We start from the raw sequence: 25597 nt of genomic DNA, 5'->3' as shown, positions 1-25597 counted from the left end.
CAGGAATAGGCCGGCGATACAATTTTAGATAAGGCGGGACAGCAAGTTTAATCAATCTGCGCCACACCGTATGCCTTCCTGTGTGGAGGTTTAGATGCGGTTGACGTTTGTTTACCATCTGGGGGTTTCGGCGGTGTGCCTGGCAAGCCTGGTTACGCCGGCCCGGGCCAGTTCCGAATGGATCGTCGCGAGGATGGGCGGCTCGCTTCGTGCGGATGTCACCTGGGTGGAAGTCAGATCGCAGATGCTGACTGCGTTCTATGCAAGCAACCCCGATGATCGCGGGGTTACGATGCAAGGGATCGACAATCTACGCAAGATCACGGCGGCGCAGCGGCGATCGCAGGTTATCGCCCAAATCCTGATCTACGATCTCGATGGCAACGGAAGCGTCACGAAGGAAGAGATCACCGCCGCGATGGAGCCCCGGGCGCGGCAAATGATAAACACCAACGGCGTGCAGCTCGAGCCGAGCTTGCAGCAGGTTAGTCTTCAGCTTGAAAAGCTTGTAGCCGACGCACTCAAGCCGGATGCCGACCGCGACGGCGTCATAACCGCCGCCGAGATCGAGCAGGAAGCGAAAAGACTGGCCGAGCAGGCCACCAGCGGCTGGCAGCAACGCGCCTCGTCCCAATTCGTGCCGATGACGTTGGACATCAATGGAGATGGGGCCGTCTCTCTCGCCGAATACGAGGCGGCCGTACGCGAGCAATTCGATGCGGTCGACCGGGATCGGGATGGTCGCATATCTGCGGCCGAAGCTGCGGATTTTGGCAAGCGTCTCAATGAGGCCCGGCAGGCGACGCAGCGCGCGCAGGAGGCGCATGCCAGGAAGCTGCGGCTGGAAGCTGCCAAGGTGGGATGCGACGTGCCCGCTGCGCCGCCCGGCATGAAAACAGTGCTTCTCGGTGCAATTCAAGGCAGGGCACTGTCGAACGCGTGGATCGGAACTCAGGATCAGGTAACGTACATAACGACCATCGAGATCGCGCCGGGAAGCGAGCCGTTGTATCTGGCGTTAGCGAGCGGTCGCGCGATCATCTGGGATATTGTCGGCGCGACCGCGCGCATCGCCGGTGTCGTGGCCCATGCGGAAGCTGCGGTCGACGACACGCAAGGCCGCAAAAAGCCTCTCGTCGGTGTCATGGGCGTTGCGCGTGAAAGGATACGCTTCACCGCGCATCCGGGATGTCTCGTGCCGCCGTGGGACACAACCATGAAGGATGGTAGTGCCCAGGAAAGTGCGGCCCTGCTGCTGGGACGTGCCGTGGACGAGATCGGCGGCGAGTACAGCGCAGGCACCTTCCGTGTTCCGGCCGTGCGGCATTTCCCGGATCGGCCGGTTCGAAATTCGATCCAGCTGCCAAGGGAGGGGTTCGGCGAACTGCTGTGGCGTGAAGTCCGAGAGGTTTTCCCTGCCGGGGTCGCGCAGATTGATGTCGGGTCGGTAATATCGGATCATCCGGTGAAGCGTTATTCCGTGCTGCCCGAACGTGCAGGTCTCGCGGAACTGGTCGATACCGGATCGCTGGCGATCACCGGAACGAGCCGCGGCGTCAGGATCAATGGCGATGACTTCAAACCGTTTACGTCGCCGGACAAGTTCAGAATTTACGGAAAGTTCAGATTGCCCGCTGGCGCTGCTGGGACCTTCATGTTGCCGCGCCAGACACCGCCGCCGGAAGGCGACTTGAGCACGGCCTGCGTTGTGTCGGAGGAGGATATGAAGCCGATCAAAGGATCGCGAGCGGGGTGCAGTTAAGAGGGCGCTGCATCCATATCTGGGTCGTGGTTGAGCTTCTCAGCCTCCCGCAGCCGCGCGCGGCGGATTTTTGCCGAGCGCCGCCGCCATCGCCGAGATCAGCGGCCTCATGAAGAACGCGTCCTCTGCCGGGTAGATGTCGGTGCGCAGGCCGTGAGACTTGAGTTCTTCCGACACCGCCGGTCCGACGGAAGCGATCGGGGTGCGCTCTAACCCCTCGCGTAACCGGTCCTCGCAACCTCGCGCGCGGGCGACCTCGATCAGGCGGCGGATCTGGCCGAGATTGGTCAGTGCGATGGCGTCGATGCGGCCGGCCGCCATCTCGTCGATCGCGGTGATGATGTTGGCGTCGGCGGCCTGCGCGTCGTAGGCATAGGGCAGCACGGTATCGACCTCGGCGCCCTGCGCCTTGATCGCACCGATCAGGACACTGTGATCCTTGTCCGGGTAAAGCTGCAGGCCGAGGCGATGGCCGCCGAGATCGAGGCGCGACAGCATCTCGGCAATGCCTTCGGAGGTCGGCTTTTCCGTCGTGATCTGCGGTTCCAGCCCGATCTCGCGCAGCGCCTTGCCTGGTTTGGGCCCGCGCGCAAATTTGCGCGCTTTGCCGAGCGCGGCGACGAATGCCGCTTCGGCGCCCATGCGGCGGACCACCTTCATCAGCCGGCGCAGTCCTTCGCCGGTCATCAGCACCATGTCATCGAGAGGCTTTTCAATAGATCGCCTGATCCAGGCTTCGACCGGCGCCGGGTCCGGCGCGTCGTGGATGGTGAACATCGGACATTGCAGCACATCGGCGCCCTGCTCGGTGAGCAGGCGGGAAAACTGCGCTTCCTCGCGCGTTTCCAGGATCAGGATGCGGTAACCGTTCAATCTGTCAGCCATGATCTCGCTCCAACGCTTTTGCTTCGCGCTTTGTTCATCCTGACCCCGGTTTCGGGATTGGCGCAAGCGTAGGCGCGGTGATAGAGCAGGGCCGCAATCGCCGCTTCACCCTTTTGCCTGAATTGTAGCCAGCTTCGCCATGCCCGATCATCAGTTCGTCCTGACCCTGTCCTGCCCGGATCGCCCCGGTATCGTCTCCGCGGTGTCGACCTTTCTCGCCCATAATGGGCAGAACATCCTGGACGCCCAACAGTTCGACGACATCGAGACCAAAAAATTCTTCATGCGGGTGGTGTTCAATGCCGCCGATCTCGCCGTCGAATTGCAGGCGCTGCAGACCGGCTTTGCCGCGATCGCCGATCGCTTTGCCATGGAATGGCAGATGCGCGACCGCGCCAATCGCCGCCGGGTGATGCTGCTGGTATCCAAGTCGGATCATTGCCTGGTCGATATCCTCTATCGCTGGCGCACCGGCGAACTCGAGATGATCCCGACCGCTGTTGTCTCCAACCATCCGCGCGAGACCTACGGCAATCTCGATTTCGGCGAGATCCCGTTCCACTACATGCCGGTGACGAAGGAAACCAGGCGCGAGCAGGAACAGGCGGTCTGGAAACTGGCTCAGGACACCAGGACCGATCTCGTGGTGCTGGCGCGCTACATGCAGATCCTGTCGGACGAGATGTCGGCAAGACTGTCGGGGCGCTGCATCAACATCCACCACTCGTTTCTGCCGGGCTTCAAGGGCGCGCGGCCCTACCACCAGGCGCATGAGCGCGGCGTCAAGCTGATCGGCGCCACCGCGCATTACGTCACCCGCGACCTCGACGAAGGCCCGATCATCGACCAGGACGTCGAGCGCATCAGCCACCGCGACACGCCGGAAGATCTCTCGCGCAAGGGCCGCGACATCGAGCGCCGCGTGCTGGCGCGCGCCATGCGTCATCACCTCGAGGACCGCGTGATCCTCAATGGCCGCAAGACAGTCGTATTCATGGACTGACGTAGCAGCTCTAGCGAGCCGCGCCCTGCGATGAGGGCGCTGGCTTGGCTTCCTCACCCCGTTCGGAAGCCGGCAACAGCCGCTTCCGCTCGCGCTCTCGCATGTACTCGTCGTATTTCGCGGTGCCGGGACGCGGCGGCGCGTCCGCGGGCATGCCGCCGATCGCCGCCGGAATGGCGTCGCTGACGCCGGCGGCCAGCTTCTCGTTGATCGTTCCGCAGCCGCTCACGCCGCAGCCCGCAAGGGCAACGGTGATGATCGTGACAATATGGCGCGCGCTGGTCGGCATTGGCAGAAGGTACAGCCTGACCCCTTAAGGATGATGGATTTAGGGCGGCGCTGCCTTTTCAGGAACCGGCAAGGGCGCTTCTTTGTTGACAGGACCATTTCATTTGTACAATCGTACAAATAGGCGATCCGCGCTTGGGAGACGTCGGGCAGCAATAATTATATTATAATACCGTCGGGGTACTTCACGACAGTTACCGTTGCCTTGGCAACTTCGCCGCGGCACGCCAATGGCCCGATTGACAAGAGGGCGGCCAAGGACGCCATGTTGCCGCGCTACCCGGCCGAAAAATCTGGGTTATGGTGGAGATCAAGGGCCGGGGACTCGGTTCGAGGACACAAGGCCGATCAGGGGGGAGAGATGTTCATGTCTATTCGCAGTCACATGTTGCTGGCCGCAGGCGCCGTCGCCGGCATGCTGGCGTTCGCGCCGGCTCACGCCCAGGAGACCGTCAAGATCGGCCTGATCCTGCCGATGACCGGCGGCCAGGCATCGACCGGCAAGCAGATCGACAACGCGGTCAAGCTCTATATGCAGCAGAACGGCGACACTGTCGCCGGCAAGAAGATCGAAGTCATCCTGAAGGATGATGCCGCGGTTCCCGACAACACCAAGCGCCTGGCGCAGGAACTGATCGTCAACGACAAGGTCAATTTCATCGCGGGCTTCGGCGTGACGCCGGCCGCCCTTGCGGCGGCGCCGCTGGCGACGCAGGCCAAGGTTCCGGAAATCGTGATGGCGGCGGGCACCTCGATCATTACCGAGCGTTCGCCCTATATCGTGCGCACCTCCTTCACGCTGGCGCAGTCGTCGACCATTATCGGTGACTGGGCCGCCAAGAACGGCATCAAGAAGGTCGCGACCCTGACCTCCGACTATGCGCCCGGTAATGACGCGCTGAACTTCTTCAAGCAGAACTTCACCGCCGGTGGCGGCGAGATCGTGGAAGAGGTGAAGGTGCCGCTGCAAAACCCTGATTTCGCTCCGTTTCTGCAACGCATGAAGGATTCGAAGCCTGACGCTGTGTTCGTGTTCGTGCCGGCAGGACAGGGCGGCAACTTCATGAAGCAATATGCCGAGCGCGGGCTCGACAAGTCCGGCATCAAGGTGATCGGCCCCGGCGACGTGATGGACGACGACCTGCTCAACGGCATGGGGGATGCTGCGCTCGGCACCGTCACCGCGCATCTCTATTCCGCGGCCCATCCCTCGGCGGCAAACAAGGAATTCGTCGCCGCCTACAAGAAAGCCTTCAACCAGCGCCCGGGCTTCATGGCGGTCGGCGGCTATGACGGCATCCGCCTGATCTACGAGGCGCTGAAGAAAACCGGCGGCAAGACCGACGGCGATGCGCTGATCGCGGCGATGAAAGGGCATGAAGTGGGAAAGCCCGCGCGGCCCGATCTCGATCGATCCGGAAACCCGCGACATCGTGCAGAACATCTACATCCGCAAGGTCGAGAAGGTCGACGGCGAACTCTACAACGTCGAATTCGCGACCTTCGAGGCGGTGAAGGATTCCGGCAAGACCAAGAAGTGACGGCGAAGCCGTCATCCCGGGGCGCGCGTCAGCGCGAACCCGGGATCTCGAGATTCCCCGGTGCGCAATTGCGCACCTGAGGTCTGGTCCTTCGGACCATCCCGGAATGACGGGTCCCACGTAGAGGCTCAACCTTATCCATGACCACGCTCTTCACCATCCTGTTCGACGGTGTCGCCTACGGCATGCTGCTGTTCGTGCTCGCTTGCGGGCTGGCAGTGACGCTGGGGCTGATGAATTTCGTCAACCTTGCCCATGGCGCCTTCGCCATGACCGGCGGCTATATCTGCGCGGTGCTGGTGAACAATTCCGGCTGGCCGTTCTTTACGGCGCTGCCGCTCGCCTTTGTCGCGAGCGCTGTAATCGGCGTGGCACTGGAGCGCACGCTCTACCGCCACCTCTATACCCGCAGCCATCTCGACCAGGTGCTGTTCACCATCGGTCTGACCTTCATGTCGGTGGCGGCGGTGGACTACATCATGGGATCGTCGCGGATCTTCATCAAGCTTCCGGCGGCGCTCGAGGGCCAGTTCGATTTCTTCGGCGTCGGCATCGGCCGCTACCGGCTGATGATCATCGTGATCTGCGGCCTGCTGACGGTGGCGCTGCAATTGATCCTGGCGAAAACCCGCTTCGGCAGCCGCCTGCGCGCGGCGGTCGACGATCCCCGCGCTGCCAGTGGCCTCGGCATCAACGTGCCGCAGGTCTTTGCCTTCACCTTTGCTTTCGGCTGCGGCCTTGCCGGCCTCGGCGGGGCGCTGAGCGCCGAAATCCTCGGGCTCGATCCGTACTTTCCGCTAAAATTCATGATCTACTTCCTGATCGTGGTCACCGTCGGCGGCTCCTCCAGCATCACCGGGCCGTTCCTCGCTTCGCTCCTGCTCGGCATCGGCGACGTCGCCGGCAAATATTACGTGCCGAAGATGGGACCGTTCGTCATCTACACCATCATGATCGTCATCCTGATCTGGCGCCCGAACGGCCTGTTCGGCCGCACCGCCACGCGATGAGCCCGCGATGACCGCAGCAACCGACGTCTCATCCCATGCCATCGCCCGCGCCCGCTGGCGTCCCGCTGAAATCGCGTTCTGGATTCTCGCGGCATCCTGCGCGTTCCTGTTTCCCTCCCGCTATCTGATCATGACCGACATCATTCGGCTGGCGTTGTTCACGCTGTCGCTCGATCTGATCCTCGGCTACGCCGGCATCGTCTCGCTGGGGCACGCCGCCTTCTTCGGTGTCGGCGCCTATTCGGCAGGGCTATTGGCTCTGCACGGCATCATCAACGAGCCGGTCGTCGCACTTGTCGCGGCCGGCCTGATTGCGACCGTGCTCGGCTTTCTCACCAGCTTCCTGGTCATCCGCGGCGTCGACCTGACGCGCCTGATGGTGACGCTCGGCATCGCGCTTCTGCTGGAGGCGCTGGCGGAGCGCTTCTCCAACATTACCGGCGGCACCGACGGCCTGCAGGGCATCGAGATGCAGCCGATCCTCGGCCTGTTTGCGTTCGACATGTTCGGCAAGACTGGCTTCTTCTACTCGCTGATCGTGCTGTTCCTGCTGTTTCTGCTGGCGCGGCGGATCGTGAATTCGCCGTTCGGCCTGTCGCTGCGCGCGATCAAGAACAATCCCTTGCGGGCATCTGCGATCGGCGTGCCCGTCAACCGCCGCCTGATCGCGATCTACACCGTGGCGGCGTTCTACGCCGGCATTGCCGGCGCGCTGTTCACCCAGACCACGGCGCTGGCTTCCCTTGACGTGTTCGCGTTCGAGCGTTCGGCCGATCTGATGCTGGTGCTCGTCATCGGCGGCACCGGCTATCTCTATGGCGGGCTGATCGGCGCTGTTGTCTTCAAGATGCTGCAGGAACTGTTTCAGACCATTACGCCGCAATACTGGATGTTCTGGATCGGGCTCGTTCTCGTCGTGATCGTGCTGGTGGGCCGCGAGCGCATCCATCGCTGGGTGCTTTGGGGGCCGAACCTCTTGATCAGCCAAGTCTTCGGCCGCAAGGCTGTCGTGGCCGTTCCCGAAAGCGATGCGCCATGACGATCGCGCTCGAAACAAAGGGTCTGGAAAAATCATTTGGCGGCCTGAGGGTCACGCGCGACCTGTCGCTGAGGGTGGAGCAGGGCGCGCGCCACGCCCTGATCGGGCCGAACGGCGCCGGCAAGACCACCGTCATCAACCTGCTGACCGGCGTGCTCAAGCCCAATGGAGGGCGGATCCTGCTCGAAGGCAACGACATCACCGATTTGCCGGTTCACACGCGGGTATTGCACGGGCTCTCGCGCACCTTCCAGATCAACCAGCTCTATGCTGATTTGACACCGCTCGAAACCGTAGGGCTCGCGGTCTCCGAACGACTCGGCCGCGGCGGCGACTGGTGGCGGCGGATGGGCACGCGCGCCGACGTTAATCAGGAGATAGCGGAAACGCTCGGGCGCTTTCATTTGCTCGACGTCATGAACGAACTGACCGCGACGCTTCCTTACGGCAAACAACGTCTCCTCGAGATCGCGGTCGCGATCGCGACGAAGCCGCGCGTGCTGCTGCTCGACGAGCCCGCCGCCGGCGTGCCCGAGAGCGAACGCCACGATATTCTGGCGGCGGTCGCAGCGCTGCCGCGCGACGTCACTGTATTGCTGATCGAACACGACATGGACCTGGTGTTCTCGTTTGCCGACCGCATCTCGGTGCTGGTCAATGGCGCCATGCTGGTGGAGGGCCCGCCCGACGAAGTGGCGCGCAACCCCCAGGTCAAGGCGGTCTATCTCGGCGAGGCGGCGGATGCCTGAACTTCTCGTCATCGATGCCTTGCGCTCCGGCTACGGCGAAGCCGTTGTCCTGCCCTCGATGTCGCTGTCGCTGGGGGAGGGCCAGGTGCTGGCACTGTTGGGCCGCAACGGCACCGGCAAAACCACGCTGATCAATTCGATCGTCGGCATCACCCGCCGCTTCGGCGGCAGCCTAGCGCTTGGCGGGCTGGACATCACCACGATGCGCCCGGACCAGCGGGCGCGGGCGGGCATCGGCTGGGTGCCGCAGGAGCGCAACATCTTCCGCTCGCTGACGGTCGAGGAAAACATGACCGCGGTGGCCCAGCCCGGCCCATGGACGGTGGACAAGGTTTACGAAATGTTTCCGCGGCTGAAGGAGCGCCGCAACAATTTCGGCAACCAGCTTTCCGGCGGCGAGCAGCAGATGCTGGCGATCGGCCGCGCGCTCACCCTCAATCCGAAGGTGCTGCTGCTGGACGAGCCGACCGAGGGGCTGGCGCCGATCATCGTCGAGGAACTGCTCCGGGCCTTGGGCACCATCACCCGGGCAGGCGGCATCTGCTCGGTCATCGTCGAGCAGAACGCGCAAAAGATTCTGGGGTTGGCCGATCGGGTTGTGATATTGGAACGCGGCGCAATCGTGCATGATGCGCCAAGCCACGCGTTGAAGGCCGACCCCGCGGTGCTCGAACGCTATCTCGGCGTCGCCGGCGCCGCCGCGCATTAGATTTGATGGGAGTTGAAACCATGCAGAGAACCAAAGCCCCGTTCCGCGCCGACGAGGTCGGCAGCCTGTTGCGGCCGCAGCGCATCAAGGAAGCGCGCGCCAAGCTAGAGAAGGGCGAGATCACGGCGGAAGACCTGCGCAAGGCCGAGGACCTCGAGATCGAAAAGGTCGTGCACAAGCAGGCCTCGATCGGGTTGAAGCTTGCGACCGACGGTGAATTTCGCCGCTCCTGGTGGCATTTCGATTTTCTCGCCAAGCTCACCGGCTGCGAGCTCTTCCACCCCGAGACCGGTATTCAGTTCGCGGGCGTCGAGACCCGCCATGACGCCGTCCGCGTGATCGGCAAGCTCGACTTCCCGGATAATCATCCGATGCTGGATCACTTCCGCTTCCTGAAGAAGCATGCCGACACGGCCCATGTCACGGCGAAGATGACGATCCCGTCGCCCGCGGTGCTGCATTTCCGCGGCGGCCGCAAGTCGATCTCGAAGGAGGTCTATCCTGATCTCGAGGAGTTCTTCCTCGACCTCGGCAAGACCTATCGCAAGGCGGTGAAGGCGTTCTACGACGCCGGCTGTCGTTACCTGCAGTTCGACGACACCGTGTGGGCCTATCTCTGCTCGCAGGAAGAGTTGCAGAAGGCGCGGGAGCGCGGCGACAATCCCGACGGCCTGCAGGAAATCTACGCGCGCATCATCAACTACGCGCTGGCCGAGCGTCCGGCCGACATGGTGGTTACCACGCATGTCTGCCGTGGCAATTTCCGGTCGACCTGGATTTCCTCCGGCGGCTACGAGCCGGTCGCCGAGACCATGCTGGCCGGCACCAATTACGACGGCTATTTCCTCGAATATGATTCCGACCGTGCCGGCGGCTTCGAGCCGCTGCGCTACCTGCCGAAGGGCAACAAGGTGGTCGTGGTCGGCGTCATCACCTCGAAGTTCGGCGAGCTGGAGAAGAAGGACGACATCAAGCGCCGCCTCGAAGAGGCCGCCAAGTTCGCGCCGCTCGACCAGCTCGCGGTCTCGCCGCAATGCGGTTTTGCCTCCACCGAGGAAGGCAATATCCTGTCCGAGGAAGAGCAGTGGGCCAAGCTCAGCCTTGCGGTGGAAGTGGCGAACGAGGTGTGGGGGAAGTGACGCGCAGCGTCATTCCGGGAGGTGCGTAAGCACCAGACCTCAGGTGCGCAATTGCGCACCGGGGAATCTCGAGATCCCGGGTTCAATGCTGCGCATCGCCCCGGGATGACGGCGTGCAAGCACGCCGTCACTTCTCCGCCAGATAAACCTCGCCGAGCAGCGACGAGTTCGACCACGGCACTTGCTTGCCCTTGGTCGCCGCGACGACTTCGGCACGCACCCGCGTCAGCATCTGCTGCACCTCTAACCCTGGTGTGCCGATATGGCGCGTCAGCGCCGCCGAGAACGGGCTGTTGGCGCCTTCGCCGTCGAGCGCGACCTGTCCGGGCGCGGTTGCAAATGCGATCAGCGTGCCCGCACCCAATGTCGCGCCGGCGCCGAGCGTGGCGGGCGCGGCCAGTCCCGATCCGGCTTCGATGTCACGGGCCGGACCTGCGGAAGCCAGCTTCGGCGCCATCGGGTTGTTGCGGCAGGCATCGAGGATCAGAATGTTGGTGCGGACCTGATCGTCGAGGCCGGCCATGATCGTATCCATGTCCATCATCGCTTCCGTCATGCCGCTGCCGGCCTGAAACTGGATATCGATCGGCGCAAGGTAATTGCGGCCGTCGACCTGCACGCCGTGACCGGCGTAGTAGACCACCGCCACCTGCGACCGCGCGGCTTCGCGCAGGAAGTCGCGGATCGTCGCCTGCATCGCCGTGCGGTTGAGGTCGGTGCCTTCGGTCACCACGAAGCCGATGTCGCGCAGGCTCTTTGCGATCGAGCGCGCATCGTTGGTCGGATTGGGCAGCGCCCTGACATGCGCATAGGCGCCGTTGCCGATCACCAGCGCCACGCGCCGGCTGGTCGCATTCGCAGCTTGCGCGGGCGCGGAAGGTGGGGACGCCGCACCGGCTGGCGGAGGCGGGGCCGCTGACTCAGCGCGCGAGCGCGGCGATTCTGCCGGCTTTCGCGGTGGTGGCGGTAACACCTCCGACAGCAGCGACAGGCGGACCTTGGCGGTGGCTTGATTGGCCTTGCTGCCGGCGTCGGAAGCCTTGCCGTCGAGAGCCGCGGCGTAATCCATTTTGGCGCGGTCGAAATCGCCCTTGGCCTCATAGGCGAGCGCGCGATGGGTATAGGCCGAGATCAGCACGCTGCCGGGCGGCGTCATAATATTGACCGGCGCCTTGGCCTTGGCGAGCCGGATCGCTTCGGTGGTATCGGCTATGGCGCGATCGAGATCGCCCTTGGCGCGCCAGATCACCGCGCGGCTGGTCAATGGTTGCGGCAATTCCGGATCGAGCCGGATCGCTTCGTTGATGTCGGCCAGCGCGCCATCGAGATCGCCGAGCGCGCGTTTCGAAGTACCGCGGTTCTGCCAGGAAAAGGCCGACGGCGGGCCGAGCTTGATCGCTTGATCGTAGTCGGCGATCGCCTTGGCGTATTCGCCCTTGGAGCGCCAGGCGTTGCCGCGGTTGTGAAAGATGATGCCGCTCGGCGGCCCCATCCGCAGCGCGTCGTTGAAATCTGATATCGCGATGTCGTCCTCGCCCTTGTCGTAATAGGCCGAGCCACGCAGATTATAGGTGGCGGTGCTGGGGTGCAGGCGGATGGATTCGCCGGCATCGGCGATCACCTGGTTGTAGTTGCCTTTCTTGTTCCAGCCGACCGCGCGCCAGAAATAGATGGTCGCGAGCTTCTCGCCGGAAAACACCTTCAGCGCGATGATCTTGTTGCAGGCTGCGATCTGCTGATCCGCCGGCGTGGTGTCGGTAGTACAGAGCGGCCCGAGTTGCGCGCGCGATTGGGCGAGGGAAGGCGCCGACCAAAGCGTGGCGGTGAGCAGGGCAAGTATCAGGATTGCGCGGCGCATCAGGTCCCCGTGAATGGCGGTCGCGAGTAGCGGATACCGCTTTGTTGCCCCCTGAGGAGCGGCGGTTCAAGCAGGGGCGCCGATCCATGCCGGCCGCAGACGGCGGGGTTTCCTTCGTTGGGCAGATGGTGGTAGGACAACCGGGCCATCCCATCCTGCCCACCGGGGCTTCCCAAATCCTGCCGATGAAGAACGACCAGATTCTCAGCCAGATAACGGAGTTCTGCCGCCAGGCCGACATGGCGGAGACGACGTTCGGCCGCCGGGCGGTCAACGACGGCAAGCTGGTGCATCGGCTGCGCGAGGGCAAGCGCATCACCATCGACACGCTGGATCGCATCCAGGCCTATATCGCGGCGTCCACGCCGGGCGGGCTGCCGCCGCCGCGCGGCCTCGAGGTGCCGCCCGAAAAGCGCGATCCGCGCGGCAATTTCCGTTTTTTCGAGAACCGTCAGAAATACCTGCTGTTCGTCCATACCTGCAGCGAGAAGCGGGTGATCGCCGAGCGCGTGGCGCTGGAGCTCTCCAGCCTGCATCCCCGCCCGCCGGCGCTTCGAGTATTCGATGCCGGTGTCGGCGACGGAACCGTGCTGGCGCGGGTGATGCGTTCGATGCACGGCCGCTTTCCTCACATGCCGTTCTATATCGCCGGCAAGGAGCTGAGCCTGGAGGACGTCCGGCTGACGCTGGATAAGGTGCCGGACCGGCTCTTCGAGCACCCGGCGACCGTCGTCGTGCTGACCAACATGCATTATGCCGAGGCGCCCTGGCTGACGCCGGCCTCGCCCGCGGCCGCCGCCGGAATGATCTGGCACGAGGTCGCCCTGCGGGGAGCCTCTTCGGGGGAGTTCGAGGCCCAAATCGCCGAATTGGGGCCGTTTCTGGAACAAAACTGGCGGGCCAACATCAGCCCCAAATCGGGCATGCCGATCTATGAACGCCCGGTGGCGCTGGTGGTGTACCGGGAGGACCACCGGTTCCTGCTTGATTCGATCATCCCCCGGGCGGGCCGGACCGAGGCCAATTTCGACCTTGTGATCGCTTCCCAGCCCTACAGAGCTAAATCCTCTGTGAATTTCCGCGCCAAGCGGATTATTGCGCCGCTGGCCCGTTCCCTGCGGGCAGGGGGCCGTTTGATTGGAATTCACTCCCACGGGCAGGATCCGGGCCTGGAAATCATTCAATCGGTCTGGCCGGGAGAAAATCCTTTCGCGGTGAGCCGTCATGAGCTATTGCGCGCGGTGAAATACGAGCTGGGATCGGCCGGGCGCGACCTTAATTTTAACGCTTATGCCGATAACCGTTCCATCTTCCGTTATGATATGGAAGCGCTGCCCAACGAGGTCACCGGCTCGATCGGAACCTCGACGGCCTTTGCAGCGTGGAATGCGGCGGTGTATGTCGCCCAGATCGAAGACGACCGGTTGACGGAAATGACTCAAAACGGCCGGACCCTCGATGCCACCAGAGAGGTTCTGCGCAAGCATAACGGGCTTTGGTTTTACGACGAATCCTACGTCATTTCGCGCCGTCGCGACTGACATTCCAGGATAGATCACAAACAGCCGCCGGCAGCCGGCGGGAACTAAGGGGTTGTTGATGCGCGCGTCCTATCTGTTCACCAGCGAGTCGGTTTCCGAGGGTCATCCCGACAAGGTTTGCGACCGGATTTCCGACGAGATCGTCGACCTGTTTTACCGCGAAGGCCCGAAGGCGGGCATCGATCCGTGGGCGATCCGTGCGGCTTGCGAAACGCTCGCCACCACCAACAAGGTGGTGATCGCCGGCGAAACCCGCGGCCCGGCATCGGTCACCAATGAGCAGATCGAAAACACCGTGCGCGAGGCGATCAAGGATATCGGCTACGAGCAGGAGGGTTTTCACTGGAAGACCGCCGACATCGAAATCCTGCTGCATCCGCAGTCCGCTGACATCGCGCAGGGCGTTGACGCCAAGCAGCCCAGCAACCAGGAAGAGGGCGCGGGCGACCAGGGCATCATGTTCGGCTATGCCTGCAACGAGACGCCGGACCTGATGCCGGCGCCGATCTTCTACGCCCACAAGATTTTGCGGCTGATTTCCGAAGCCCGCCACTCCGGCCGGGAGAAGGTGCTGGGCCCGGACTCCAAGAGCCAGGTCACCGTGCAGTACGAGAACGGCAAGCCGGTCGGCGTCCGCGAGATCGTGGTCTCGCACCAGCATCTGGTGGAGGACCTGACCTCCAATCAGGTTCGCGACATTGTCGAGCCCTATGTGCGTGAGGCGCTGCCGAAGGAGTGGATCAACGGCAAGACCATCTGGCACATCAATCCCACCGGAAAATTCTACATCGGCGGACCCGACGGTGACTCCGGCCTCACCGGCCGCAAGATCATCGTCGATACCTATGGCGGCGCGGCCCCGCATGGCGGCGGCGCATTCTCCGGCAAGGATCCGACCAAGGTCGACCGTTCGGCGGCCTATGCCGCGCGCTACGTCGCGAAGAATATCGTTGCCGCCGGTCTTGCCGATCGCTGCACACTGCAACTCGCCTACGCGATCGGCGTGGCGCGGCCGTTGTCGATCTATATCGACACCCATGGCACCGGAAAGGTGCCGGAGGACAAGCTCGAGAAGGCGGTGGCCCAGGCCATGGATTTGACGCCACGCGGCATCCGCACCCACCTCGATCTCAACCGCCCGATCTACGCGCGCACCTCGGCCTACGGCCATTTCGGCCGCACGCCGGACAATGAAGGCGGCTTCTCCTGGGAGAAGACCGATCTGGTCGAACCGCTCAAGCGCGCGGTTTAGTCCCTGCGTCATTCCGGGGCGCTAGCGACAGCGAGCGAACCCGGAATCCTTATCCATCATTTCGAGATTCCGGGTTCGCCTCTTTTGGGCGACCCGGAATGACGAGCTAGACAACAGGAAGCCCTCATGAACGCCCCGATCAAGCCCGCCTTCACCGACTACATCGTCAAGGACATCTCGCTCGCCGAATTCGGCCGCAAGGAAATCTCGCTGGCCGAGACTGAAATGCCGGGCCTGATGGCGACGCGCGAGGAGTACGGCCCGAAGCAGCCGCTGAAGGGCGCCCGCATCGCAGGCTCCCTGCACATGACGATCCAGACCGCGGTCCTGATCGAGACGCTGGCCGCGCTCGGCGCCGACATTCGCTGGGTGTCGTGCAACATCTATTCGACGCAGGACCATGCGGCAGCCGCGATCGCCGCCGCCGGCATTCCGGTGTTCGCGGTGAAGGGCGAAACGCTCGCCGAATACTGGGACTACACCGCAAAGCTGTTCGACTGGCACGGCGGCGGTACGCCCAACATGATCCTCGATGACGGCGGCGACGCCACCATGCTGGTGCATGCCGGCTACCGCGCCGAGCAGGGCGACACCGCCTTCCTCGACAAGCCGACGTCCGAGGAAGAAGAAATCTTCTACGCGCTCGTCAAGCGCCTCCTGAAGGAGAAGCCGAAGGGCTACTTCGCGGAGATCGCCAAGAACATCAAGGGCGTCTCGGAGGAGACCACGACGGGTGTGCATCGCCTCTACGATATGGCGAACAAGGGCACGCTGCTGTTTCCCGCCATCAACGTCAACGACAGCGTGACAAAATCGAAATTCGACAACCTCTATGGCTGCCGTGAGTCGCTGGTCGACGGCATCCGCCGCGGCACCGATGTGATGATGTCAGGCAAGACCGCGATGGTCGCTGGCTTCGGCGACGTCGGCAAGGGCTCGGCGGCCTCGCTGCGCCAGGCCGGCTGCCGCGTCATGGTCTCCGAAGTCGATCCGATCTGCGCGCTGCAGGCGGCGATGGAAGGCTATGAAGTCGTGACCATGGAAGACGCCGCCCCGCGCGCCGACATCTTCGTCACCGCGACCGGCAACAAGGACATCATCACCATCGACCACATGCGCGCGATGAAGGACCGCGCCATCGTCTGCAACATCGGCCACTTCGACAACGAGATCCAGATCGCGGGTCTTCGCAATCTGAAGTGGACCAACATCAAGCCGCAGGTCGACGAGATCGAATTTCCCGATAAGCACCGCATCATCCTGCTCTCGGAAGGCCGCCTGGTGAACTTGGGCAATGCCATGGGCCATCCGTCCTTCGTGATGTCGGCCTCGTTCACCAACCAGACGCTGGCGCAGATCGAACTCTGGGCCAACAACAAGGACGGCAAGTACGAGAAGAAGGTCTACGTGCTGCCGAAGTCGCTGGACGAGAAGGTGGCGCGCCTACACCTCGCCAAGATCGGCGTCAAGCTGACCGAGTTGCGCAAGGACCAGGCCGACTATATCGGCGTCAAGCCGGAAGGCCCGTACAAGGCGGATCATTACCGGTATTGATGTCAGGCAGGATGCGCCGCCGCAGGTATCGTCCTGCGGCAGACGCCAGAGCACTACCAAGCCCCGGAGCGATCCGGGGCTTTTTGCTGGCCGGCCGCACAACCTGTGACAGTTGAAATTCAACGGCAAATTTCGATACAGCCTGTATCGCCACAGCAATGTGACAATGCGAGTTGCAATTTCTGCCTGCGGCCCCTTAGATCGTGCGGCAGGGAGATCGTCATGACCGATACGGCCGAACATTTCGACGTCCTCATTGTCGGCGCCGGCCTGTCCGGCATCGGCGCGGGCTATCACCTGCAGGAGAAATGTCCCGGCAAGAGCTACGTGATCCTCGAGGGTCGCGATTGCATCGGCGGCACCTGGGACCTGTTTCGCTATCCCGGCATCCGCTCCGACTCGGACATGTATACGCTCGGCTATTCGTTCAAACCGTGGACCGAGTCGAAGGCGATCGCCGACGGGCCGCGGATTCTGAACTACGTCCGCGAGACCGCGGTCGACAACGGCATCGACAGCAAGATCCGCTTCCACCATCGCGTCAAACGCGCGTCGTGGTCTTCGCCGGATGCGCGCTGGACCGTTGAGGCCGAACGCACGGTGTGCGAGGGCGCGACCGAAATCGTCAGCTTCACCTGCGGCTTTCTGTTCATGTGCTCGGGCTATTACAAATATGAGGAAGGCTACACGCCGGAATTTTCCGGCACGGCGGACTTTGCCGGCCGCATCGTGCATCCGCAGAAATGGCCTGAGGATCTCGACTACGCCGGCAAGCGCGTGGTCGTGATCGGCTCGGGCGCCACGGCCGTGACGCTGGTGCCGGAAATGGCGAAGACCGCCTCGCATGTCACCATGCTGCAGCGCTCGCCGACTTACGTGGTGGCGCGGCCGGCGGAGGATGCGCTTGCCAACAAGCTGCGCCAGAATTTCTCGGCAAAGCTCGCCTATCACCTGATCCGCTGGCGCAACGTGCTGTTTGGCATGTATTTCTTCCAGCTCTGCCGCCGCAAGCCCGATCGCGCCAAGCAACTGATCCTCGGTGGCGTCAAGATGGCGTTGGGGCCGGAATACGACGTCGCCAAGCATTTTACGCCGCGTTACAATCCGTGGGAGCAGCGGCTGTGCCTGGTGCCCGACGGCGACCTGTTCAAGTCGATCCGCGACAAGCGCGCTTCCGTCGTCACCAGTGAGATCGACACCTTCACCGAGGGCGGCATCAAACTGAAGGACGGCAGCGAGCTCGAAGCCGACATCATCGTCACCGCGACGGGGTTGAACTTGCAGGTGGTCGGCGGTCTCGAAGTCAGCGTCGACGGCCGCACGGTCGATTTCGCGCGCACGCTGAACTACAAGGGTATGATGTATTCGGACATTCCGAACATGGCCTCGGCGTTCGGCTACACCAACGCGTCGTGGACGCTGAAATGCGATCTCACCTGCGAATATGTCTGCCGGCTGATCAATTACATGGACCGCAACGGCTACAAGCAGTGCATGCCGCACAACGTCGATCCTGATGTCACGGAGCTGCCGTCGCTGGATTTCTCCTCCGGCTACGTGCAGCGCTCGATCGCCAAACTGCCCAAGCAGGGCTCGAAGCGGCCATGGCGGCTTTATCTGAACTATGCGCTCGACATCGTGACCCTGCGCTACGGCAAGGTCGACGACGGTGTGATGCAGTATTCGTGAGCGGTCCGCCGCGCGAGGTGCGTCCCGACGCCCCATGCGTTGTTTTGCGTATACGTAGGTGAGCGCGAATCGTTCAAGGTTCCCTCACGGTTAACGCCGGATTAACCGGCGTGCCGATACGCTGGGTGACTTGCGGCACCTGACAGCTCGAGGAAGCCCATGGACGCCCAGCGAATTGCCGTCGATGCCATCGTGGCGCTGACCGATTGCGACCGCGAGGCGGCCGCCGCTTTCATCCGCAAGTTCTATCTGGCCGGCGTCCGGGATCCCAAGCGGCTGACCTTCAAGGGCCTGCAGGCGCTGCGGAGCTGAGGCTACGTCTCGGCAATGTCCGATCAGCCGCGCAGTGACCGTCATACCCCGCGCACGCGGGATCCAGTACGCCGCGGTTTCTCGGTTCAATCACTGATGCCTCTGGAATACTGGATCGTCCGCCCCAGTGCGCAATTGCGCACAAGGCGGATGATGACCGCGGAGAGTGAGCGGCCAAGTGCCTCCGGCGCAACAGATTACCGCCCCTTGAATTGCGGCTTGCGCTTTTCCATGAAAGCCGTTCGGCCTTCGCGGAAATCTTCGCTATCCATGCAGGCCATGCCGATCTGCTTGATCGCGTCCATGTCGCGCTTGCTTTCGTCTTTCAGCACCTCGGCGATCGTGATTTTGGCGGCCCTGATCGCCAGCGGCGCGTTGCCGGAGATGGTGCGCGCGATCTCCATGGTAGCGTCCCATAATTCCGCATCCGGCAGCACGCGATCGACCAACCCGATCCGCAAGGCCTCGGCGGCGTCGATCCGCATGCCCGTGTACATGATGAGCCGCGCCCAGGATGGCCCGACCAGCGAGACCAGATGCTTGAGACCGTCATAGCCATAGGCAATGCCGAGCCTGGCGGCGGGAATGCCGAACTGGCTGTTGTCGGAGGCAAAGCGAATATCTGTCAGCATCGCGACCTGCATGCCGCCGCCAAGGCAGAAGCCGCGGATGCAGGCGATCGTCGGCTTCGGGTAATTCGCGAGCAGCGCGCGCTGCGCCTCGCTCCGTTTCGAATATTCTTCCGAGGCCGCCGCATTGTGGCGGGTCTTTTCAAACTGGCTGATATCCGCCCCCGAGACAAAAGCCTTGTCGCCGGCGCCAATCAGGATCACGACGCGCACGTCGGGATTGTCGCGCAGATCGGCCAGCGCGCGGCCCAGGCCCTCCCACATCTCGAGCGACATCGCGTTGCGCTTGTCGGGATTGTTGAAGGTGATGACGCCGACCCCATCGCTGACGCTTTGCAGGATCTTGCCGTCGGCATGGGATGTTTCGGCGCTTTTGGGGATGTCGAGCATCGGTTGCGGCTTTCAATCGGGAAACTTGGTCCATTGTCGGACAAGCTTCGCGCAGCGGTCAATCGCCGCATTTGCACGCGTGATCAGTTCAGGGCACTAGGCACAATGGTGAGGTCGTCAGGGCAGGGGCGGGCTCACGCGCATTTGCGCGTGGCGGGCATCGGCGTGACAGTAATGCAGTCGTTGTTGCCGGTCGAACCGGCGGTAGTCGTCGTCGGCTTTTCGCTGTGGCGCATCCGGACTCCGCCATCCCCATCCCGATGGCGTCGCACGGGTCTCGTCCCGCTCAGCTTAAGATCAGGCCTAGCGCAGCAACAGGCTACCCGGCGATTTCTCGCGTCGATTGATCGGGTCCGCGGTGCTGCGATCCAGGCGCGATAGTGCCTAGCCCTCGTTGGCGGCGATCGATTCCATCAGGGACACCAACTGACGCTGCACAGTCTGGTCCTTGATCTTGCTGTAGGCGCGCAGCAGCCTGAGGCTGAAGGCGCTGTCCAGGAAGAGCAGGCTCTCGACTTCACGCGCCTTGCCGTCGCCGTCGTAGAAGAACGTCACCGGCACGTCGAGCGCGGTAGCGATTTGCTGAAGACGAGCAGCGCCGACACGGTTGACGCCTTTCTCGTACTTCTGAACCTGCTGGAAGCTGACGCCGAGCTTGTCGCCAAGCTCCGCTTGCGAGATTTTCTGTTCCACGCGCCGCAGGCGAATCCGCTTGCCCAACTCGATATCGGGTTTGCCGGCGCTGCGCTGTTTCATCTTCTTCGCTGCTGATCTGTTCATTCTGGTTTTACCGTCCTTCAATCGGGAAACCCTGGCAAAAGTAGGTCAGGGATTCATCCATTTGTACCGCGTTAAAGTCAGTCCGGCCCGTGAGTTTGTTGTATGGAACCACGGGAATCCTGAGATATTGCAGGATGGTAGCCAAACGCCTGCGCGTGTTGGAAGCATCCTGATACCGGCACCTCTAACCACCTAAGGCTGTCGGCACCCGGGGGCGTATTGGCAAAACCCCGCTCCCTACATTTGGCAAAATATTCGACAAACCACAACCACCGCGAGTTCAAAGGCCACAGATTTTGGCGAGCATACTTACCGTGTCACGCTCAACCACCGGTTTTTTACGGGGTTGCCGGCTGATCGTGCAATCATTCGCAGCGCATCGGTGTTTTGTTTCTGAAGATTTCCGCTCGCCCTGATGCCTGATGAAATCCAGCAGAGTTCAGCTCCGCCTTTCGGGCCTGACATTGCGGGAAATTGTAGCAATCCGCCAGCTCACCCACTATCGGAATCCTGCAAATGGACCCGGCCGCGGCGCGGTTCGAGCGGGAACGTCTTGCACATCTTGGATGGGCGCCGGACGGATCGACGTTGCGCAACATTTGTGGCGTGTCAGTTGCCTGCATCGCGTACGCCGCCACCGGCACCCGATGGATCGCAACACGTAACCTCGACCGTTTCATCTTGCCGCGACGCCGTGACGCGCGCTTACGGCTGGTTGTGGCAGGGGACTCCGCTTCGGCCAGAGCCTTTCCGGAGCGCGGATTGCCAAAAATGATTGCAACCATAGGCATGGCCGTCTGCGGCCTATTGGCGCTGGGTACTGCTTAAATTGGCTTCCACAGCCGCATCGTTTTGCATACGCTTTCATTAGCGGCCGCGCCGTCGGCCTGGCCCAAAGTCCCGCTTACAAGGGACGGGCGCTACAGGGGAGGAAGCCATGAAACGAAGAACCCTACTTGCGGGCCTTGGTGCGACGGCGGCTGCCGGCGTTCTGGGCATGCCATCGATCCTGCGGGCGCAGGCCCCGATCTCGCTCAACGGCGCCGTCCAGTTCAACGACGACCACGCCTTCAACCGGGCGCTGCTCCGCTTCGAAGAGCTGGTGAAGAAGTATTACGGCAAGCCGATCAACTTCACGCTGCACCGCAACTCATCGCTCGGGCTCGAAAAGCAGTATTTCGAGTACATGTCCCAGGGCAAGGCGGTCGATTACGGCATTGTCTCGCCGGCCCACATGTCGACCTTCGCCAAGGCCGCGCCGTTCATCGATGCGCCCTTTGTGTTCAAGGGCATCGAGCACATGAACAAGGTCGTCGAAGCCAACATTCTGGCGCCGGTCGCCGATGAAGTCGCTGCCAAGGCCGAGGTCGTTCTGATCGGCTATGCCGGCGGCGGCATCCGCAACATCTTCGCCAACAAGCCGCTCAGGAACCTCGCCGATCTCAGGGGTCTCAAGGTTCGCGTGCAGGGCGCTCCGATCTGGTCGAAGACGTTTGCCGCCGTCGGCATGAGCCCGACCGTGATCGCCTACAATGAAGTCTACAACGCCATCCAGAACGGCGTGATCTCGGCCGGCGAAAACGAGGCGGCCGGTGTCGAGGCGATGAAGTTCTACGAAGTCGCGCCGCACCTCAATCTGACGCAGCACGCGGTATCGATCCGGCCGATCTGCTTCTCGGTGAAAACGCTGAAGACCTTGCCGAAGGACTTGCAGGACGCGATCATGAAGGCCGGCAAGGAGGCCGGCGAGTACGGCCGTCAACTGGAGTCGAGCGAGGAAGTCGTCAAGCTCGATACGCTGGAGAAGGCCGGCAAGCTCAAGCGCGTTCCGTTCGAGGAGCGCGACGCCATGAAGAAGCTCGCCGATCCCGTGATGGCCACCTACGCCAAGGAAATCGGCGCCGAAGGCATCTTCGAGAAGATCAACGTCGCCTGAGAATTGTCGCTGCCCACGCGGCAGGAGGTCGGGGCAAGCCAGATGGCTTGCCCCATTTCGTGATCGTTATCGCCCGGAGCCATGATGACTGAGATATCGATGCCGCCGAACCCGTCGCTATGGCGCCGAGCGACGGCGGCCTATGCAAAGCTGCTGGAAATCCTGCTTGCTGCCTGCGTCGGCATTCTGGTCATTCCGGTCACGCTGCAGATCATCTCGCGCTACACGCCGTTCATTCCGTCCTACATCTGGACCGAGGAGATGGCCCGATTCCTCTTTATCTGGACGATCATGATCGGCGCCATGGTCGGCATAAGAGAGTCGCAGCATTTCGAGGTCGATGTCTGGCCCGACCTGTCACGCCGAAGCGAGGCCGCGGTGCGGATTCTCGCGCGGGTGGGCGTATTGGCGATGGCGTTGGTGTTCGTATGGGCCGGGCTCGAATTCACGCGGTTCGCCTGGAACCGAACGTCGGAACTGGCGGATCTGCCGCTCTGGCTGATCCATGTCGCCTGGCCGGTGGCGGGGGTGACGTGGATCGTATTTGCCGGCGAACAGATCCTTGATGAAGCGCGAATTCTGTTTGGGGCAAAACAATGAGCGGCAATGTTCTTTCTGCCGGGCAGGCCGCCATGGTCCTGTTCGGGATATTCGTCGGCCTGCTCATCATTCGCGTGCCCGTCGCCTTTGCGCTTGGCCTTGCCTGTGTGCCGATCCTTTTGATCGAGCCGCGCCTGTCGATCATGACGCTCGCGCAGGAAACCTTCAACGCCTACAATTCGTTCATCCTGCTGGCGGTGCCGTTCTTCCTGCTGACCGCCAATTTGATGAGCATCGGCGGCATCACCGACCGCCTGGTCGCGTTGTCGCGCTCGATGGTCGGGCATTGGCCGGGATCGCTGGCGCAGATCAACGTCGTGCTGTCGGTGTTCTTTGCCGGCATCTCCGGCTCGTCCACGGCGGACGCGGCGAGCCAGTCGAAAATCTTCATCGATGCCCAGACCAAGGAGGGTTACGACCTCTCGTTCTCCATCGCCATCACCGCGGTTTCCGCCGTGCTCGCCGTCATCATCCCGCCCTCGATCCTGATGATCGTGTGGGGCGGGCTGATCTCGACCTCGATCGCCGCGATGTATCTCGCCGGCATCGTGCCAGGCCTGCTGATCGCGGGAGCGCAGATGGCGACGGTGCATGTCTATGCCGTGCGCCGCGGCTATCCGACCTATCCGAAGGATAGCTGGCGGGACATGTGGTGGGCGATCTTGCGGTCGATACCGGCGCTGACGACGCCGTTCATCATCGTCGGCGGTATTTTGCTGGGATGGTTTACCGCGACCGAATCCGCATGCGTCGCAGTGCTCTATTCCGTTGCGCTATCGACGTTCTTCTACCGTGAAACCGGCGCGCGAGAACTCTATAAGGCGCTGCTGGACACCGGACGTCTCGCCGGCGTCGCGCTGTTCTGTATCGGTACCGCGAGCGCCTTCGGCTGGCTTTTGGCTTATTACAGGATTCCGCAGGAACTGCTGGCCAACGTCTCGACCTGGGGCATGGGCCCGATCGCAGCGGGCTTCTTCATCTCCTTCTGCTTTCTGGTGGTGGGCTGCTTCCTCGACGCTATTCCGGCGATCGTGATCGTCGGCACCGTGCTGGAGCCGCTGGCGAAATCGGTCGACCTCCATCCGGTGCAGTTTGCGATCATCTCGATCGTGTCGCTGGCGTTCGGCCTGGTGACGCCGCCGTATGGCCTGTGCCTGATGATCGCCTGCTCGATCGCGGGGGTGCGGCTGCGCTATGCGCTGAAGGACACCGTCATCATGCTCATCCCGATGCTGTTGGTCCTGGCTGCGCTGATCATCTGGCCGAGCGTTTCCCTGTTCCTGCCACGCCTGATCGTGCCGGAGATGCTTAAATAGCGGTCGTCGTATCGACCTACTCCTCCCTGTCGAGCGCGCAGCTCACCGTGTAGATGACGCCGCGCGGCAGGAAGTCGACGGTCGCCTCGCCGCCGAGCTGGTCGCGCGCGCTGCGCTCGATCAGCCGCGAGCCGAAGCCGCGCTGCACCGGCGCCGTGACGGGCGGGCCGCCGGCCTCGGTCCAGATCAGCCGCAGCTTGCGCCCGTCGCTTTCCTCGAGGATCTCCCAGTCCACCGCGACGGTCCCGGTGTCGTTGGACAGCGCGCCGTATTTGGCGGCATTGGTTGCGATCTCGTGCACGATCATCGACAGCACCACCGCGAGCCGCGGCGACAGCGGAACCTGCGGCCCGAACATCCGCACCCGATCCGGAGTGTTGAGCAGATAGGGCTGCAGCACCCGCGCAATCACTTCCCGCAACTCCGCGCCCTGCCATTTTTCCTGGCTCAGCAAATTGTGCGCCTCCGCCAGCGCGCCGAGCCTCCCCTCGAACTTCTCCCGCTCCGCCCGGCTCGCGCTGCGGAACGTCTGGGTGGCGATCGACTGCAGGACCGCGAGCGTATTCTTGACGCGGTGGTTGAGTTCCTCGATCAGGAGATTGTGGAGCATCTCGCCGCGGGCGATCTGGGTCGCCATCCGGACCGCAAAGGCGAGGCCGACCATCAAGAGAACGGCGCCCATCACGCTTGTTATCGCCAGGTTGCGCCAGAGCGGCGCAACCAGCGAGCTTTCGGCGACGCCGGCGGCGACCGTCCAGCCGGTGAGCGAGGAGCGGGCAAAGCTCGTCATCAGCGGCACGCCCTCGAGCGATATCGTCGGCAGGGTGGCATCGGGATTTTGGAACATCTCCGCATAGAGCGAGTCCGATGCACGCTTGCCGATCGTCTCCTGCGGGTTCGGCACGCGCGCGAAATTAGTGCCTTCGCTGTCGAAGATCGAGATCGTCCAGTCCTTGCTCGGCCGCTGCTGCTCGATCATGGCCTGAAAAATTTCGATCGGCGGACTGAAGGAGATGTCGTAAAGCACCTCGTTGTCGCGAATGACGGGCACTTCGACCGTCACGATCAGCCGTTTCTTCACCGACCCGAAGAACAGGTTGGAATAGACCGGCTTCTTTTCCGCGAACACCTTGTCGACCATGGGAAGGTTGTTGCGCAATGGCAGGCTTGCTGCATCCGGGTTGAGCGAGGAGAACACCTGGCGGCCTTCGCGGTCCGCCACCAGCACGACGCCGCCTTCGCCATACTGGTCGAGGAAGCCCTGGGCGATGCGGCGGAATCCCTCAAAATCCCCGTCGCGCAGAGCGTCTGTCAGGGACAGCACCTGGAGCGCGCCGGTGATCCGCTGCATCTCCGAGTCGAGCACGAGGCGAATGCTGCGCACGGTTTCGAGCACCCGCTGGGTCGCGTTCTGGCGGTCCTGCTTGTAATTGTTGTAGACGAGGCCGGCCGCGAAAATAATCAGCGGCAGCGTGGTTCCCGCGACCAGAAGGGCGAGACGCACTGGCAATGAAGGTTTCAGCAACACAAGCCCCGGATCTACGCGCAACCGCCGAAGCATAGGAGAAGCTGTCGAATTTCGCCAAGGATATTAGAGGATGTAAGCCCGGCCTCG

Annotated in this window: 23 protein-coding genes; 16 read left to right on the top strand and 7 right to left on the bottom strand. The window is 62.7% G+C overall.

From position 1 onward, the window contains the following. Positions 1-94: 94 nt before the first annotated feature. Positions 95-1762 (top strand): EF-hand domain-containing protein, encoded by a 1668-nt coding sequence (locus V1293_RS13000; RefSeq protein ID WP_334510030.1) that lies wholly within the window; start codon positions 95-97, stop codon positions 1760-1762. 39 nt (positions 1763-1801) lie between these two features. Here V1293_RS13000 and V1293_RS12995 read toward each other — a convergent pair whose 3' ends face one another. After that, positions 1802-2647, bottom strand: coding sequence for a uroporphyrinogen-III synthase (locus V1293_RS12995; protein WP_334510029.1), 846 nt, complete (start codon positions 2645-2647; stop codon positions 1802-1804). Positions 2648-2786: 139 nt separating this feature from the next. On the opposite strand from V1293_RS12995, the gene purU reads away from it, so the two are divergent. Further along, a complete protein-coding gene (gene purU / locus V1293_RS12990; protein ID WP_334510028.1) occupies positions 2787-3650 on the top strand; it encodes a formyltetrahydrofolate deformylase in 864 nt (287 codons plus the stop codon). 10 nt (positions 3651-3660) lie between these two features. On the opposite strand, the gene V1293_RS12985 is transcribed toward purU, so the two are convergent. Next, positions 3661-3939: a hypothetical protein gene (locus tag V1293_RS12985; RefSeq protein ID WP_334510026.1), complete on the bottom strand. Its 279-nt coding sequence runs from the start codon at positions 3937-3939 to the stop codon at positions 3661-3663. Between the two features lie 366 nt (positions 3940-4305). On the opposite strand from V1293_RS12985, the gene V1293_RS12980 reads away from it, so the two are divergent. Genes V1293_RS12980 through V1293_RS12955 form a run of 6 tightly spaced genes read left to right on the top strand, consistent with a single transcriptional unit; the run spans position 4306 to position 10125 of the window. Next, positions 4306-5559, top strand: coding sequence for an ABC transporter substrate-binding protein (locus V1293_RS12980; protein WP_442894236.1), 1254 nt, complete (start codon positions 4306-4308; stop codon positions 5557-5559). A gap of 60 nt (positions 5560-5619) precedes the next feature. After that, entirely contained in the window at positions 5620-6489 is an 870-nt protein-coding gene (locus tag V1293_RS12975) for a branched-chain amino acid ABC transporter permease (protein ID WP_334510023.1), read from the top strand. A gap of 7 nt (positions 6490-6496) precedes the next feature. Beyond that, the gene (locus V1293_RS12970) at positions 6497-7528 is read left to right on the top strand and encodes a branched-chain amino acid ABC transporter permease (RefSeq protein WP_334510021.1); all 1032 of its coding nucleotides are present in this window, start codon (positions 6497-6499) and stop codon (positions 7526-7528) included. Next, positions 7525-8277 (top strand): ABC transporter ATP-binding protein, encoded by a 753-nt coding sequence (locus V1293_RS12965; RefSeq protein ID WP_334510019.1) that lies wholly within the window; start codon positions 7525-7527, stop codon positions 8275-8277. Before V1293_RS12970 ends, V1293_RS12965 begins: the two co-directional genes overlap by 4 nt. After that, positions 8270-8986: an ABC transporter ATP-binding protein gene (locus V1293_RS12960; RefSeq protein WP_334510016.1), complete on the top strand. Its 717-nt coding sequence runs from the start codon at positions 8270-8272 to the stop codon at positions 8984-8986. Before V1293_RS12965 ends, V1293_RS12960 begins: the two co-directional genes overlap by 8 nt. Before the next feature lie 20 nt (positions 8987-9006). Further along, a complete protein-coding gene (locus V1293_RS12955; protein WP_334510014.1) occupies positions 9007-10125 on the top strand; it encodes a cobalamin-independent methionine synthase II family protein in 1119 nt (372 codons plus the stop codon). 127 nt (positions 10126-10252) lie between these two features. On the opposite strand, the gene V1293_RS12950 is transcribed toward V1293_RS12955, so the two are convergent. Further along, on the bottom strand, positions 10253-11983 hold the full coding sequence (locus V1293_RS12950) for a caspase family protein (protein WP_334510012.1): 1731 nt from the start codon (positions 11981-11983) through the stop codon (positions 10253-10255). Between the two features lie 185 nt (positions 11984-12168). On the opposite strand from V1293_RS12950, the gene V1293_RS12945 reads away from it, so the two are divergent. The 5 genes from V1293_RS12945 to V1293_RS12925 all read left to right on the top strand — a co-directional run bounded on the left by V1293_RS12945 (position 12169) and on the right by V1293_RS12925 (position 18331). Further along, on the top strand, positions 12169-13524 hold the full coding sequence (locus V1293_RS12945; protein WP_334516713.1) for a hypothetical protein: 1356 nt from the start codon (positions 12169-12171) through the stop codon (positions 13522-13524). Positions 13525-13582: 58 nt separating this feature from the next. Then, positions 13583-14776 (top strand): methionine adenosyltransferase, encoded by a 1194-nt coding sequence (metK, locus tag V1293_RS12940; RefSeq protein ID WP_334510010.1) that lies wholly within the window; start codon positions 13583-13585, stop codon positions 14774-14776. A gap of 126 nt (positions 14777-14902) precedes the next feature. Beyond that, complete coding sequence (gene ahcY / locus V1293_RS12935) at positions 14903-16330, top strand: adenosylhomocysteinase (RefSeq protein ID WP_334510008.1); 1428 nt, start codon at positions 14903-14905, stop codon at positions 16328-16330. A gap of 222 nt (positions 16331-16552) precedes the next feature. Next, positions 16553-18019: a flavin-containing monooxygenase gene (locus V1293_RS12930; RefSeq protein ID WP_334510006.1), complete on the top strand. Its 1467-nt coding sequence runs from the start codon at positions 16553-16555 to the stop codon at positions 18017-18019. A 159-nt stretch (positions 18020-18178) separates the two neighbouring features. After that, complete coding sequence (locus tag V1293_RS12925) at positions 18179-18331, top strand: hypothetical protein (RefSeq protein ID WP_212421236.1); 153 nt, start codon at positions 18179-18181, stop codon at positions 18329-18331. Between the two features lie 197 nt (positions 18332-18528). Here V1293_RS12925 and V1293_RS12920 read toward each other — a convergent pair whose 3' ends face one another. The 3 genes from V1293_RS12920 to V1293_RS12910 form a co-directional block, all read right to left on the bottom strand. After that, a complete protein-coding gene (locus tag V1293_RS12920) occupies positions 18529-19350 on the bottom strand; it encodes an enoyl-CoA hydratase (protein WP_334510003.1) in 822 nt (273 codons plus the stop codon). Positions 19351-19734: 384 nt separating this feature from the next. Beyond that, positions 19735-20130, bottom strand: coding sequence for a helix-turn-helix domain-containing protein (locus tag V1293_RS12915; protein ID WP_028347342.1), 396 nt, complete (start codon positions 20128-20130; stop codon positions 19735-19737). Positions 20131-20495: 365 nt separating this feature from the next. After that, entirely contained in the window at positions 20496-20921 is a 426-nt protein-coding gene (locus V1293_RS12910) for a hypothetical protein (RefSeq protein WP_334510002.1), read from the bottom strand. A gap of 146 nt (positions 20922-21067) precedes the next feature. On the opposite strand from V1293_RS12910, the gene V1293_RS12905 reads away from it, so the two are divergent. The 3 genes from V1293_RS12905 (at position 21068) to V1293_RS12895 (ending at position 23982) form a co-directional block, all read left to right on the top strand. Beyond that, positions 21068-22066 carry a TRAP transporter substrate-binding protein gene (locus V1293_RS12905; RefSeq protein WP_334510001.1) on the top strand — a complete coding sequence of 333 codons (999 nt, stop codon included), beginning with the start codon at positions 21068-21070 and terminating at the stop codon, positions 22064-22066. 84 nt (positions 22067-22150) lie between these two features. Beyond that, positions 22151-22666: a TRAP transporter small permease gene (locus V1293_RS12900; RefSeq protein WP_334510000.1), complete on the top strand. Its 516-nt coding sequence runs from the start codon at positions 22151-22153 to the stop codon at positions 22664-22666. Continuing rightward, positions 22663-23982, top strand: a complete 1320-nt coding sequence (locus V1293_RS12895) for a TRAP transporter large permease (RefSeq protein ID WP_334509998.1) — start codon at positions 22663-22665, stop codon at positions 23980-23982. The genes V1293_RS12900 and V1293_RS12895 overlap by 4 nt, the downstream gene beginning before the upstream one ends. A gap of 16 nt (positions 23983-23998) precedes the next feature. Here the strand turns inward: V1293_RS12895 and V1293_RS12890 are convergent, their stop codons facing one another. After that, positions 23999-25543 (bottom strand): sensor histidine kinase, encoded by a 1545-nt coding sequence (locus V1293_RS12890; protein ID WP_442894235.1) that lies wholly within the window; start codon positions 25541-25543, stop codon positions 23999-24001. Between the last annotated feature and the right edge of the window lie 54 nt (positions 25544-25597).

The organism is Bradyrhizobium sp. AZCC 1693 (assembly GCF_036924745.1).
In the GTDB taxonomy this organism is placed as follows: Bacteria; Pseudomonadota; Alphaproteobacteria; order Rhizobiales; family Xanthobacteraceae; genus Bradyrhizobium.
Note: the sequence above shows the minus strand (reverse complement) of the source record. Positions and strands in the feature narration are given on the sequence as shown.

Coding starts and splice junctions, on each gene's coding strand:
- V1293_RS12925 (WP_212421236.1), top strand. CDS start 18,179: ATGGACGCCCAGCGAATTGCCGTCGATGCCATCGTGGCGCTGACCGAT.
- V1293_RS12975 (WP_334510023.1), top strand. CDS start 5,620: ATGACCACGCTCTTCACCATCCTGTTCGACGGTGTCGCCTACGGCATG.
- V1293_RS12895 (WP_334509998.1), top strand. CDS start 22,663: ATGAGCGGCAATGTTCTTTCTGCCGGGCAGGCCGCCATGGTCCTGTTC.
- V1293_RS12985 (WP_334510026.1), bottom strand. CDS start 3,939: ATGCCGACCAGCGCGCGCCATATTGTCACGATCATCACCGTTGCCCTT.
- purU (WP_334510028.1), top strand. CDS start 2,787: ATGCCCGATCATCAGTTCGTCCTGACCCTGTCCTGCCCGGATCGCCCC.
- ahcY (WP_334510008.1), top strand. CDS start 14,903: ATGAACGCCCCGATCAAGCCCGCCTTCACCGACTACATCGTCAAGGAC.
- V1293_RS12930 (WP_334510006.1), top strand. CDS start 16,553: ATGACCGATACGGCCGAACATTTCGACGTCCTCATTGTCGGCGCCGGC.
- V1293_RS12980 (WP_442894236.1), top strand. CDS start 4,306: ATGTCTATTCGCAGTCACATGTTGCTGGCCGCAGGCGCCGTCGCCGGC.
- metK (WP_334510010.1), top strand. CDS start 13,583: ATGCGCGCGTCCTATCTGTTCACCAGCGAGTCGGTTTCCGAGGGTCAT.
- V1293_RS12890 (WP_442894235.1), bottom strand. CDS start 25,543: ATGCTTCGGCGGTTGCGCGTAGATCCGGGGCTTGTGTTGCTGAAACCT.
- V1293_RS12965 (WP_334510019.1), top strand. CDS start 7,525: ATGACGATCGCGCTCGAAACAAAGGGTCTGGAAAAATCATTTGGCGGC.
- V1293_RS12955 (WP_334510014.1), top strand. CDS start 9,007: ATGCAGAGAACCAAAGCCCCGTTCCGCGCCGACGAGGTCGGCAGCCTG.
- V1293_RS12915 (WP_028347342.1), bottom strand. CDS start 20,130: ATGAACAGATCAGCAGCGAAGAAGATGAAACAGCGCAGCGCCGGCAAA.
- V1293_RS12920 (WP_334510003.1), bottom strand. CDS start 19,350: ATGCTCGACATCCCCAAAAGCGCCGAAACATCCCATGCCGACGGCAAG.
- V1293_RS12950 (WP_334510012.1), bottom strand. CDS start 11,983: ATGCGCCGCGCAATCCTGATACTTGCCCTGCTCACCGCCACGCTTTGG.
- V1293_RS12905 (WP_334510001.1), top strand. CDS start 21,068: ATGAAACGAAGAACCCTACTTGCGGGCCTTGGTGCGACGGCGGCTGCC.
- V1293_RS12945 (WP_334516713.1), top strand. CDS start 12,169: ATGAAGAACGACCAGATTCTCAGCCAGATAACGGAGTTCTGCCGCCAG.
- V1293_RS12995 (WP_334510029.1), bottom strand. CDS start 2,647: ATGGCTGACAGATTGAACGGTTACCGCATCCTGATCCTGGAAACGCGC.
- V1293_RS12910 (WP_334510002.1), bottom strand. CDS start 20,921: ATGCCTATGGTTGCAATCATTTTTGGCAATCCGCGCTCCGGAAAGGCT.
- V1293_RS12970 (WP_334510021.1), top strand. CDS start 6,497: ATGACCGCAGCAACCGACGTCTCATCCCATGCCATCGCCCGCGCCCGC.
- V1293_RS13000 (WP_334510030.1), top strand. CDS start 95: ATGCGGTTGACGTTTGTTTACCATCTGGGGGTTTCGGCGGTGTGCCTG.
- V1293_RS12900 (WP_334510000.1), top strand. CDS start 22,151: ATGACTGAGATATCGATGCCGCCGAACCCGTCGCTATGGCGCCGAGCG.
- V1293_RS12960 (WP_334510016.1), top strand. CDS start 8,270: ATGCCTGAACTTCTCGTCATCGATGCCTTGCGCTCCGGCTACGGCGAA.